10 protein-coding genes are annotated in these 11,909 nt (G+C 47.2%); 9 read left to right on the plus strand and 1 reads right to left on the minus strand.

Going from position 1 to position 11,909, the window contains the following annotated elements; translation table 11 throughout:
• The first annotated feature begins 20 nt into the window (after nt 1-20).
• Nucleotides 21-566 (plus strand): single-stranded DNA-binding protein, encoded by a 546-nt coding sequence (locus A3K86_RS10045; RefSeq protein WP_068330768.1) that lies wholly within the window; start codon nt 21-23, stop codon nt 564-566.
• Nucleotides 567-644: 78 nt separating this feature from the next.
• Here A3K86_RS10045 and A3K86_RS10050 read toward each other — a convergent pair whose 3' ends face one another.
• Entirely contained in the window at nt 645-1,532 is an 888-nt protein-coding gene (locus A3K86_RS10050; RefSeq protein ID WP_068330769.1) for a LysR family transcriptional regulator, read from the minus strand.
• Between the two features lie 212 nt (nt 1,533-1,744).
• Between A3K86_RS10050 and csrD the strand changes: the two genes are divergently transcribed.
• The 8 genes from csrD (at nt 1,745) to A3K86_RS10090 (ending at nt 11,904) form a co-directional block, all read left to right on the plus strand.
• The gene (gene csrD, locus A3K86_RS10055; protein ID WP_068330883.1) at nt 1,745-3,724 is read left to right on the plus strand and encodes an RNase E specificity factor CsrD; all 1,980 of its coding nucleotides are present in this window, start codon (nt 1,745-1,747) and stop codon (nt 3,722-3,724) included.
• A 97-nt stretch (nt 3,725-3,821) separates the two neighbouring features.
• Nucleotides 3,822-5,318 carry a PilN domain-containing protein gene (locus tag A3K86_RS10060; RefSeq protein WP_068330770.1) on the plus strand — a complete coding sequence of 499 codons (1,497 nt, stop codon included), beginning with the start codon at nt 3,822-3,824 and terminating at the stop codon, nt 5,316-5,318.
• Nucleotides 5,311-5,949, plus strand: a complete 639-nt coding sequence (gene gspM / locus A3K86_RS10065; RefSeq protein ID WP_068330771.1) for a type II secretion system protein GspM — start codon at nt 5,311-5,313, stop codon at nt 5,947-5,949. The genes A3K86_RS10060 and gspM overlap by 8 nt, the downstream gene beginning before the upstream one ends.
• Nucleotides 5,949-6,293: an MSHA biogenesis protein MshK gene (locus A3K86_RS10070; RefSeq protein WP_232321955.1), complete on the plus strand. Its 345-nt coding sequence runs from the start codon at nt 5,949-5,951 to the stop codon at nt 6,291-6,293. Before gspM ends, A3K86_RS10070 begins: the two co-directional genes overlap by 1 nt.
• A gap of 15 nt (nt 6,294-6,308) precedes the next feature.
• Entirely contained in the window at nt 6,309-7,988 is a 1,680-nt protein-coding gene (gene mshL / locus A3K86_RS10075; RefSeq protein WP_068330773.1) for a pilus (MSHA type) biogenesis protein MshL, read from the plus strand.
• 11 nt (nt 7,989-7,999) lie between these two features.
• Nucleotides 8,000-8,848 carry an ExeA family protein gene (locus tag A3K86_RS10080; protein WP_068330774.1) on the plus strand — a complete coding sequence of 283 codons (849 nt, stop codon included), beginning with the start codon at nt 8,000-8,002 and terminating at the stop codon, nt 8,846-8,848.
• Nucleotides 8,845-10,185, plus strand: a complete 1,341-nt coding sequence (locus A3K86_RS10085) for a tetratricopeptide repeat protein (RefSeq protein ID WP_068330775.1) — start codon at nt 8,845-8,847, stop codon at nt 10,183-10,185. Before A3K86_RS10080 ends, A3K86_RS10085 begins: the two co-directional genes overlap by 4 nt.
• Nucleotides 10,186-10,188: 3 nt before the next feature.
• Nucleotides 10,189-11,904: a GspE/PulE family protein gene (locus A3K86_RS10090; RefSeq protein WP_068330776.1), complete on the plus strand. Its 1,716-nt coding sequence runs from the start codon at nt 10,189-10,191 to the stop codon at nt 11,902-11,904.
• Nucleotides 11,905-11,909 lie beyond the last annotated feature (5 nt).

Raw genomic sequence — 11,909 nt, forward strand, 5'->3', positions numbered from 1 at the left:
GACGAAATTTGGAGCTAACTATGGCCAGTCGTGGCGTAAATAAAGTTATCCTAGTCGGTAACTTAGGTAATGACCCAGAGATCCGTTACATGCCAAGCGGCGGTGCAGTAGCAAATATTACTGTTGCTACTTCAGAGTCATGGCGTGATAAAAACACTGGTGAGCAACGTGAGAAAACGGAATGGCACCGTGTTGCGCTATTCGGTAAAGTTGCAGAAGTTGCTGGTGAATACCTACGTAAAGGCTCTCAAGTTTACATCGAAGGTCAACTTCAGACTCGTAAATGGCAAGACCAAAACGGTCAAGAGCGTTACACCACTGAAGTAGTAGTACAAGGCTTTAACGGCACAATGCAAATGCTTGGTGGTCGTCAAGGCGGTGGTCAAGGCATGCCTATGGGCGGTCAGCAGCAACAAGGTAACTGGGGTCAACCTCAACAACCTGCTGCGCAGCAAAACAACTTTGCACCACAACAACAAGCGGCTCCTCAGCAAGCGCCGGCACAACAGCCACAGCAGCAATACAATGAGCCACCAATGGATTTCGACGACGACATTCCGTTCTAAATCCAGCTTAAGTGCTTAGATCTCAAAAGCTCCGTTATATGCGGAGCTTTTTTGTATTTGGTGTTTTATCTCATTCCATCATACTGTCATTGGCGCCGCTTTTTCTTTAATGAAATCAATGAAGAGCTTGGTTTTTACATGGTTGTAATCCAGCTTCGGGTAATAGGCATAAGCGGTATTTTTGGCTTGCTTTAATTCCGGCAATACTGGCACTAATAACCCTTTGCTTAACTCGCGCTTGATGGTGTTTTCGCCTGCTAAAATAATCCCCATCCCAGAAACGGCTGCCGCCACTAAAGCCTCAGGATTCTGGGTAGTGAAATTTCCTCTCAGTTTTAGCTGAATATCGTTTTCAAAATTATGTACTTGTTCGTGACCATATACTCCAAATAACAGACAGTTGTGGTGACTGAGTTGCTCTGGTGTTTCGATCAGCGGCTTGTTGGCTAAATAGCTTGGCGAGGCATAAAAGCGCGGCTGGAAATCAAACAGTTTTGTGGCGATGTAGCTCGAGGAATTAAAATCGGTCAGCTCTCGGGTGATGAATACATCGAGATTGAGATCCGGCAACTGCCCTGCGGTGATGGTATGGAGCTCAACTTGGATGTTGGGATGACGATCCATAAATTCAGCCAAATAGTGCACCAATACACGGCTGCCTGTCGCGAGTGGGGCGCCTATTCTTAACACTCCGCTGACCTCGCTATAGGTCGAAGTCGTTTCGGCAAGCATTTGATGCCAGTCATCCAATAACCGTGTACTGCGTTGATAAAACAATTCTCCTGCATCGGTCACGGTTAAACTGCGCGTTGTGCGCTTTAATAGCTGAACTCCCAGCTGTTTTTCCAGCCAAGATAGCCGTTTTGACAGTGCCGAGCTGGATGTATTGAGCTGAGTCGCCGCTTGTGCCAGCGAGCCTTTTTCAACAACAGTGACAAAGCTTTTGGTGCAGGTTATCCAATCCATAAAAATCCAGTGATGCAGTGAACGAAAATCAGTAGCGAATGTTCACTTTGTGGCGCGAACAAGTGATAATCATTACAAATAGCTAACATCTTTATCATAACAGTCAGGGTAGCTATGCCACATACTGTTTTTTGATGCTTGCCGGGTTGCGTATTGTATTCATCTATCAACCCTTTATATTTGATTCAGAACTTTATGTGAAGCAGGAAGTTATGAGAAAAGTCTCAGGGATGAAGTTAACCAACCGCTTGGTTGCTTTTGTCACGCTTATTGTGATTTGTGCCATCTTCATTGTTTTTGTTGGTGGAGCACTTAGTTTTCGTAAGTTAGGTCAGGATTACTTAACCCATTATCTGGATGGGATTGTGGAAGTGATAGACCAAGAGCTTGCCGATCCTCAAGGTTCGCAAGGGCTATCCCGTTGGCTCCCTAAATTACTCAAAGCCAGTAATGTGATTGAGTTGGAAGTGGGGAGTGACTCAGGGGTGATCTATGCCTTTAAAGGGCTGCAAAAGCTACCTGATCCAAACATTCTTCATGAAGGCTATTATCAGCTCGAACAAAACCCCGGCTTTTACGTCACCTTAAAATCCCTACCACCTTATACCGAATTTACCTATTCGATTGGCGCTATGTCGTCGATCAGTCTCGCGATCATGACCATTATTCTCGGACTCGTATGGGGCGTGAACTGGCTTCGTCAACAGTTACAGGGCTCTGAGCTCTTAGAAGAACGTGGGCGAATGATATTAGCCGGAAGGGTGGAAGAGCACGCCGTCGGCGATGAAAAAGAATGGCCGGCTACAGCCAGTCTGGCTTTGGATCAAATGATCGCCGAGTTGAAAGATGCCCGCCAAGAGCGTAGCCGCTTTGATACCTTTATTCGTACCCATACCTTCCTCGATCAGTTAACAGGCGCAGCTAACCGAGTGTTGTTTGACAGTCGATTACAGTCAGCGCTTCAAGATCAAGAAACTCACGGGGCGGTGATTTTGATCCGCTTGGCGGATTGGGATGAGCTGCTGGCAGAGCAAGGGAAAGAGCAGGCCGATGAGCTGATTCACGATGTTGGCATGATCCTATCTAACTTGATTCAACGTTATCCTGATACGGTTTTATCGCGATACTTTGACGCCGAATTTGCAATCATGCTGCCACAGCAATCGGTGAAGGAAGTGCGTTTATTCACCAATCAGATGCTTAATGCGCTAGAGCGTTTGCTTCCACCGCCGCCGCTAGAGCCGGATAACTGGTGCCATATTGGCTTAACCACGTTTGCCAGTGGTGAACGCCGAGGTCGAATTATGGACGAAGCAGATATGGCATTGCGTAGTGCTCAGCTGCAAGCGTCAAATAATTGGTTCGCATTTAAGAAGGAACAACAAGGGGAAGATGCGCGAGGTAGTGTTCGATGGCGAACACTCTTTGATGCCGTGTTTAACGCCAACGCGATAGACCTCTATCAGCAACCTGTGATCAGTGCGCTTGATGGTGAGGTTGTCCACCGTGAATTGCTGGCTCGTATTAAGGATGAAAACGGAGTACAGATCAAAGCATCGCGCTTTATGACCGCGGTAGAACAAGTGGGTTATACCGTGCGGATGGACAAACAGGTGATCAGCAAAACATTAGCTTCATTAAAGCAGTTACCACCGGATGAAGTGCTATCAGTGAACGTTAATGTCACCTCGTTATTGGAACGTGATTTTGTGCGTTGGCTTCGTGATGAATTACTGCAAACACCGCGCATGGTATTAACCCGTTTATCGTTTGAAGTGACGGAAGGGGCATTGGTGAAACACCTAGATGCCATGCGGCCTATCGCTCGTATGATTGTCGGCTTAGGTTGTAAGCTGGTGGTCGATCAAGCTGGGCGAACCATTGTGAGTACCCACTACATTAAAGACCTCAATGTGGACTTTATTAAGCTTCATCGTAGCCTGATACGTGAAATAAATTTACGACAAGAAAATCAACTTTTTGTACGTTCAATGCTGGGTGCTTGCGGCGATAGTAGAGCGCAAGTGATTGCGGTCGGCGTTGAGAATGAAAAAGAGTGGAATGTATTGAAATCGTTAGGCGTTGCTGCGGGTCAAGGCCGCTATTTCGCGCCGGAAATGAGTTTGGCAAAACAACTTACTGAAGATGTAAAGCCCACAAAATTTTTATTTCGCTCTAGCCATAAAAAATAGTTATTTTACGTACTTATTAGTATTAATTTAATGTAAAATAGTCAAAGTATTGACTATGACTATACCTTTTTCAGCATAAGTCTTTGATTTGGATGCCATGAAAGCCCATTCTTTTTTTAGTCGATTTATCCGAAATAACAAACAGCGCCAACAAATTAGCGTGGCAATATTTCCTGAATCGCTGACATTAGCTTTTCAGGCCGATGAGCTGTGGGTTATCGACACCATTGAAGCCACCAATTCAGCCCAACGCGTGACCGCGATTGAGGAATTACTCAAGCGCAACCACTTGGTTGATTGTCAAACCAAGATCGTGCTTGGTCATGGATTGTATCAATCGTTATTGATTGAGAAACCTGAGATCCCGCAAGAAGAGTGGGCAACAGCGCTGCCTTTCTTGATTAAAGACTTAGTTAATGAGTCACCAATGGAGATGGTGGCGGATGGTTTTATTGCTCCGCTTAAAGAGCGTCTTCAAGTCTTTGCGGCGAGTCGTACGGTACTTGAACCGCTAATCAAAGCAATTCGCCAAGCGGGCAGTGATGTTAGCACTATCTCAACTGAAGAAGTTCAGTGGGGCGCATTCACTTCCGGCTCCATGAGTCAATTGATCCTTCACCGTCGTCAAGATGCAGGGCTACACCTCACGGCATTTAAACGTCAGGTCATGTGTTTTCAGCGTCAACTACGTGGCGTAACTTTTCCTTTAATGGGTGACGATGCCAGTGCTACTCAAGTTCAGTTACAGCTTGATGGCTTAGCATTGGAGTTGCAGCGCTCGCTAGACTTCTTGAGTGCACAGCTGCGTGATATGCCGATCGCACAATTGCTGATTTCTTGTGATGGCGAAGACGATCTCCGCTTGGCTCAAGAGCTGAGTGAGCGCTTGAGTGTTAAGGTGGTTGCTGTTGCACCTTCTGCTGTGGCACTGGATTCAAATGCTTCCCGTATTGCGTGGTCTGGTTTTTCTGAGTTACCTGAAGCCGTAATCGATCTTTATAGCGAAGGCTTAAAGCCGAAAACTCAGCTGTTAACTTTGCCGAATGTAGCGGCGAGTTGGGTGATTGGCGCGATGTTGATTGGCGCACTAGCGGGATGGCACCAATGGCAAAACTATGTTGTGAGCCAAAAATTAGCGGCAGAGCAAAACCGTCTGGCGGTTAAGCAAAGTGAAATCACAGGGCTCAAACAACGCTTAGCTGAGCATATTCCAAGCCCACTCAAAGTGGAGTTAGCGGGTAACCTTGAGCAACACATCGCCGCGCAACAAGCCACGCTTAAAGCTATCGAAGGACATGATGACAGCTTACGAGTTGGTTTTGCCGGCATGCTGCGAGAACTTTCCGATGCGGCTAACGGTGACATTTCTTTGAACCATATTTTTGCGACGGGTCATGCCTTGGACTTGGCGGGAATAGCCCGTTCTCCTGAGTCAGTACCGAGTTGGATCCAAGCTTTCCAATCTCACGAGCACCTGATGGATCGTCGTTTCCAAGTGATGAAATTAGGTCGCCAAGAAGAAAATGAAAATGTCGTGACTTTCCAACTTCAGGCGACTCGTAGCAACGTGTCAGTAGGAGCGAGCAATGAGTAATTATTGGTATCAGCTCGTTGATCGTTTTGATGAGCTGAGTCAGCGAGAGCAAATTTTAATTTTCATTTCAGGCTGGGTCGCATTGCTTTTTGTTGGTTTTATTGTGGTGCTTGAGCCGCAAATGAACCAATTAGCGAATGCCAAGTTGCAAGTGATCAATACCACCAATCAACTGATCAACAGTGATAATCAAATTACGCTCATGAGCCGTAAATTGAGCCAAGATCCGGATGTTGAAGTCGACCAAAAAATTGCAGATTTACGCGTTGTTAATCGTCAACTTAATCAACAGCTAGAGGGACGTGTCGGTAGTTTGGTGACACCAGTGCAGATGTCGAGTTTGATGGAAGATGTGTTGCGCCGTAGCGAGCGATTGAAACTGGTGAGCTTGCAGTCTATGCCGTCAGTGCAATTGATCAGTGGTGATGATGAAGGTTATTACATTCATCCCGTGCAATTGAATTTGCGTGGTCGCTATTTTGATGTGGTGAATTATCTTCAGCAATTGGAAGAGTTACCAGTGAAGTATTACTGGCAAAGTCTGAATTATCAGGTGGATCGTTACCCGTGGGCAGATATTCAACTCAATGTGTACACCTTGGGTGAAAGTAAAGATTTCATAGGTGGCTAATGATGATAACAAAACAGCAGCGATGGGGACTATTGGCCGCGATGCTGGTGGCGAGTGCATCGAGTCATACGGCATGGGCCAGCCAAGATCCCACGGCGCCATTAGGCTGGCAAGCGCCAGCGAAAAAACAAGTAAAAGTGCGAGCACGGGTGCCGCAATTACAGGGTATTTTCTGCGAGCAGCAGAGTGACTGTAATGTGATTATAAATAACAAGCTCGTAGGTGTCGGTGGGCGAGTCAGCGGCTACACCTTAACCGCCATCCATGATGATAGCGTGACAGTGACGCGCAATGGAAAGCAGTGGCAACTCGAGTTGTTTGCCGAGAATATAAAAACAAATTAAAGGTTAGTAGTTATCATGCGTAGATTAGTTATTGGCGTTGCTCTAGCGTCGTTAATTGGCTGCTCGACCAATATGGGACACCGAGATCCGGTCGAGATCAAACAAGAATTGAATGTGGCTGCAAATGAAGCTAATAGCCGTCCGCTGGTTGACTTACCGACCTCAGTTAATGATGACTTGATGCCGTCGTTAGACGGTAAAGATTTCGCCTCTACAAGCTCGTTGGAAAAGCGATTCCGAGTGAATGCGCGTAATGTCGATGCTCGGGCATTCTTTGGCAGTCTCGTTAAAGGCACGCCTTTTAATATGGTGATCCACCCTAAAGTCAGTGGACGTATTTCGCTGAAACTACAAGATGTCACACTCGATGAAGTGCTCGCGGTGGTGTCTGATATCTACGGCTATAACGCGACGCGTCAGGGCAACATCATCAAAGTATTCCCGGCGACCTTGCGCACAGAAGTGATCCCTGTTGATTACTTGCAACTGCAACGTCGTGGTGTATCACTGACATCGATTACTACTGGCTCGATGACCAATAACAGCCAGAACAATAGCTCAAAGTCGAATTCTAGTTCCAATTCAAATAACAAGAACAACAGCAATAACAACAATAGCAGCAATAAGAAAAATACGACGCCTACTGGTGGTAGTAGCATCGAAACTTTGTCGGAAAGTGATTTCTGGACTCAGCTAGAGAAAGCAGTGACTGCCATGATTGGCAGTGGTCAGGGCCGCAGCATCGTGGTGTCACCACAAGCGAGCTTGATCAGTGTACGTGCTTATCCGAATGAATTGCGCGAAGTTAAAGAGTTTCTGGGCGTTTCTCAAGAACGTTTGAAACGCCAAGTGGTGCTTGAAGCCAAAATCATGGAAGTCACGCTTAATGATGGTTACCAGCAAGGGATCAATTGGAGCAACATTACTTCCAGCATTGGTGGCACCGACATTATTTTTGGTCGTACTGGCGTGAATAACGCGGCCGGTGTGATCCCACTTCCGGGCGGTGATGCCATCGCGGCTGCTCTTGGCGGTCAAACCAATATCACCATTAAAGATGGCAATTTTGAGGCGGTATTGAGCTTCTTAGAAACTCAAGGTGACTTGAATGTGCTATCAAGCCCGCGTGTAACAGCGGCGAATAACCAGAAAGCCATTATCAAAGTCGGTGGTGATGAGTATTTCGTGACAGATATTTCCGGTGGTGAAGTGAGTGGCGATAACAGTCAGGCATCTCCGGATATTGAACTAACCCCATTTTTCTCCGGTATTTCACTTGATGTGACACCACAAATTAACGATGAGCGTGAAGTTTTACTGCATGTTCACCCTGCGGTAGTTGATGTGGTAACGGAATCGAAAGAGATCGATCTGGGCTCACAATTTGGCGTCTACAAACTGCCATTGGCGAAAAGCTCAATTCGAGAGTCGGATTCGGTGATCCATGCTCGTAGCGGTGATGTCGTGGTGATTGGTGGCTTAATGAAGTCACAAACGGCAGATCAGGTATCAAAAGTACCGCTGCTGGGTGATATTCCAGCGCTAGGCCATTTGTTCCGTAACGTTAATAAAATTACCCAAAAAACCGAGCTGGTGATCTTGCTTAAACCAACTGTTGTTGGTGAGCAGACTTGGCAGAAAGAGATTGAGCGTTCTCGCACCTTAGTGACCGATTGGTTCCCTGAAGATAACTAATACGGTGGTGTATGTACGAGTCCTATTTTGAATTTGAACAGGCACCTTTCACCCTAACGCCCAATACTGCGTTATTTCATGCGTTGCCATCGCATTTAGAAGCGATAGAAACCGTGTTAGCAGCGCTGCAGATGGGAGAAGGGATCGTACATATTGCTGGTGAAGTGGGGACGGGGAAAACCTTGGTGTGTCGGATGTTGATCCACCAATTACCTCAACATTTTGATTTGGTGTATTTGCCGACCCCTGTCACCAGCGCCCAAGAGTTACGTGTTGCGATTGCGAAAGAATTAGAACTGGCAACGGATGGTGATATGACGACGCTTACTGCGCGTCTACACCGAGAGCTGATTACGCGTAAGCAAAATGGTCAGTCGGTAGTCGTGTTGCTTGATGAAGCCCAAGCCTTACCAGATGAAGCTTTAGAAGCGCTGCGTCTATTAGGTAACTTAGAAACTGAGCAGGAGAAGTTGCTGCATATTGTCCTCATAGGTCAGCCTGAGTTGGATCATCGCCTCCAGCAACACCAATTACGTCAACTTCAGCAACGTATAACCTTTCGTGCTGCTTTGCGCCCGTTAGATTTGGCTGAAACTATTGCTTATATCGAGCACCGTTTAACGCGTGCTGGCTGTGAGCGAAATCTATTTTCTTTACCTTTATATCGCGCCCTGTGGCGAGCAAGTCGTGGGATCCCACGCATTATTAACGTGTTATGTCATAAAGCATTATTGGTCACTATGAGTCGTCGTGAAGCTGAAGTGAGCCAACAATCGTTATTACTCGCTATTAAAGAAACCCATGGCGCAAGCCAACCATCATGGACCTTCCCTGTCATGTGGGGATGGAAGTCAGCATGAGTGAAATTAATAAAATGTTGTCTGGCTTGGCGAAACAGCGCCAAGTTGATTCTGATAACAATAAGTTAGCGCATAGCGCCCCTGAAAATACGCCATTGAAAGCTGCGCATATTAAGCCAGTACCTCAGTCACGCACACCACTATGGCTGTTGGGTGGAGCGAGTACCTTAGCACTGGCGATTGGACTCGGATGGTGGCTGGGCAGTTATCAACCACAAGAGCTAGCCACGAATACAGCGGCTGCTAACGGTGTTGTTAGTGGTGAATTACGCAGTGAAGTTGATCGTGGTGCAAATGGTGAACAGGACAAAGCTGCGCAAACACCCGTGCTAGTGACGAAATCGTCACAAGCTCAAGCTAGCAATAAGCCGAGTGTTACCGAGAGCTCGCAGCATGCGAAGACGCCTGTTATGACTGCTAAAGCAGAGCCAGTTAAGCCGCTGACTCAGAGTGCGCCAGAAGAAAAAACGACGGTATCTAAGCCTGCATCGACAGCCAATACTGTTCAGCCAAAAGCGGCGGTAGCTCCAGTACCAAAAGCAACCCAAGCGGTGGTTGCAGAGCCCGTAAAAGTCGCGCGCCTCCAAAGTTCAGCTGATCTGAATGATGAAACGCAGCCAGAACAGAGTGGCACAAATGAAAGCCGTGTCGGAAAAAGTCATGTTGAAAAAAGCCATGACGGTTCAGGTTTGGATGAATCAAGCTTTGATGAATTAAACAATGGTGAACAAAGCCTAACTATCGAGGCGGTGGAGCTTTCTGGTCAAGAGCTTGCTCAAATTGAATTCCGTCGTGCGATGAAAGCGGTGAAATCGGGTAACAGCCAGAAAGGCATCGATTACCTAACCAAAGCCATGAAGTACCAACCTGATTGGGTGGAAGCGCGCCAAAAACTGTCAGCGCTTTACTACGGGCGTGGTGAAACCCGCCAAGCGGTGGCGACGTTGCAACAAGGTCTTGCTCGTAATAGCGAGCAACCTGGACTGCGACTGACTTTGGCGAAATTGCTAGTCAATGAGTCACAACCACAAGCGGCTTTATCTGTGTTAGGGAAACTGCCTCAAGGTGCGCCAAGTGATTACCTAGCGATGCGAGGTGCATTGGCACAACAGCTTAAAGATAACTCGCGTGCGTTAGAGAGCTATCAACAACTAGTTAAAAGTGAGCCTTACGACGGTCGCTGGTGGCTCGGATTAGGGATTGCTCTCGAGCGTACCCAAGAGATGGATAAAGCATTACAAGCCTATCAACAAGCTTTGGTAATGGGACAAATTTCAGCGAAGACGCAGCAGTTTATTCAGCAGCGCGTCGCTTACCTGCAATCGCAAGAGAGTTAACAGATGCAAATTCGATTACGTAAACGCTTGGGTGATTTGCTGGTAGAAGAGCAGATCATTTCGCAGCAACAACTGGAGCATGCGCTGGATCAGCAGCAAGTCTCAGGTCGTAAGTTAGGTGACACCCTGATCAGCCTTGGCTTTTTGACTGAAAAGCAAATGCTGGAGTTCTTGTCTCGTCAGCTTGATATTCCATTGGTGGATTTGAACCGTGCCAATATCGATATTGATGCGGTAGCGATGCTGGGTGAAGTTCATGCTCGTCGTTTACGTGCGTTAGTGATTGGTTTGCGCGGTGACACGGTTAGAGTCGCAATGAGTGATCCTGCGGATTTAGCGGCACAAGAAGCGGTATACGATCAACTTCAAGACTACCGAGTTGAGTTGGTGATCGCGCCTGAGCGTCAATTGATCAATGCGTTTGACCGTTATTACCGTCGTACCAAAGATATCGTGTCGTTTGCCGAGCAGTTACAAGCAGAGCACCAAAGCGATAGTGATTACAGCTTTGGCATGGAAGACAGTGATAACGAAGAAGTTACCGTTGTTAAGCTGATCAATTCCTTGTTTGAAGACGCGATTCAGGTTGGTGCCTCGGATATTCATATCGAGCCAGATAGCAATGTTTTGCGTATTCGTCAGCGTATTGATGGCGTGCTCCACGAAACTTTGTTGAATGAAGCGAGTGTCGCCTCTGCCCTTGTTTTGCGTTTGAAATTGATGGGTGGGCTGGATATTTCAGAGAAGCGTCTGCCGCAAGATGGACGTTTTAATGTCAAGGTGCGTGGGCACTCGGTAGATGTGCGTGTCTCAACCATGCCAGTGCAACACGGCGAGTCGGTGGTGATGCGTTTGCTTGATCAATCCGCAGGTATTTTGAGCCTTGAAGAAGTCGGCATGCCTGCTGATATTTTGGGGCGTTTTCGCCGCCAGTTAAAACGCCCTCATGGGATGATTTTGGTAACGGGGCCAACCGGTTCGGGCAAAACCACCACCCTTTACGGTGCCCTGAGTGAATTAAATAAACCGGGTAAAAAGCTGATCACGGCAGAAGATCCGGTGGAATATCGCTTGCCGCGTGTTAACCAAGTTCAGGTAAACAGTAAGATCGGGCTGACCTTTTCTTCCATTCTGCGTACTTTCTTGCGCCAAGACCCCGACATTATTCTGGTCGGTGAGATGCGTGATCAGGAAACTGTGGAAATCGGCTTACGCTCGGCTTTAACCGGTCACTTAGTGTTATCGACTTTGCACACGAATGACGCCGTAGATAGCGCACTGCGAATGATGGATATGGAAGCGCCTGGCTATTTGGTTGCGAGTGGTGTGCGTGCGGTATTAGCGCAGCGACTTGTGCGTAAAGTTTGCTCCGATTGTGGGGAAGACGAAGCATTAGATGATGCGAAACAACAATGGTTGAAAGCGCGTTTTCCTGATGTTCAAGCCGAGACTTTCCGTGTGGGGAGTGGCTGCCAGAGCTGTAACTTTACGGGCTACCGAGGCCGAATCGGGGTATTTGAATTATTGGAATTAGATCAACCCATGATGGACGCGCTTCGCAGTAACAATGCGGTACTGTTTAGTCAAATTGCTCGCACTAGCCCAGGTTACAAACCTTTGATTAATTCAGCGCTTGATCTGGCGCTAGCGGGTCGCACTAGCCTTGAGGAAGTGATCCAATTGGGCGAGGGTGACTTAAATGATGGCACTTTGTTGTAGTGAGA

Source organism: Photobacterium jeanii (assembly GCF_001650345.1).
In the GTDB taxonomy this organism is placed as follows: Bacteria; Pseudomonadota; Gammaproteobacteria; order Enterobacterales; family Vibrionaceae; genus Photobacterium; species Photobacterium jeanii.

What these genes read in the sequence shown, in the direction of transcription:
- A3K86_RS10045 (WP_068330768.1), top strand. Translation starts at nt 21, where the DNA reads ATGGCCAGTCGTGGCGTAAATAAAGTTATCCTAGTCGGTAACTTAGGT.
- A3K86_RS10050 (WP_068330769.1), bottom strand. Translation starts at nt 1,532, where the DNA reads ATGGATTGGATAACCTGCACCAAAAGCTTTGTCACTGTTGTTGAAAAA.
- csrD (WP_068330883.1), top strand. Translation starts at nt 1,745, where the DNA reads ATGAGAAAAGTCTCAGGGATGAAGTTAACCAACCGCTTGGTTGCTTTT.
- A3K86_RS10060 (WP_068330770.1), top strand. Translation starts at nt 3,822, where the DNA reads ATGAAAGCCCATTCTTTTTTTAGTCGATTTATCCGAAATAACAAACAG.
- gspM (WP_068330771.1), top strand. Translation starts at nt 5,311, where the DNA reads ATGAGTAATTATTGGTATCAGCTCGTTGATCGTTTTGATGAGCTGAGT.
- A3K86_RS10070 (WP_232321955.1), top strand. Translation starts at nt 5,949, where the DNA reads ATGATGATAACAAAACAGCAGCGATGGGGACTATTGGCCGCGATGCTG.
- mshL (WP_068330773.1), top strand. Translation starts at nt 6,309, where the DNA reads ATGCGTAGATTAGTTATTGGCGTTGCTCTAGCGTCGTTAATTGGCTGC.
- A3K86_RS10080 (WP_068330774.1), top strand. Translation starts at nt 8,000, where the DNA reads ATGTACGAGTCCTATTTTGAATTTGAACAGGCACCTTTCACCCTAACG.
- A3K86_RS10085 (WP_068330775.1), top strand. Translation starts at nt 8,845, where the DNA reads ATGAGTGAAATTAATAAAATGTTGTCTGGCTTGGCGAAACAGCGCCAA.
- A3K86_RS10090 (WP_068330776.1), top strand. Translation starts at nt 10,189, where the DNA reads ATGCAAATTCGATTACGTAAACGCTTGGGTGATTTGCTGGTAGAAGAG.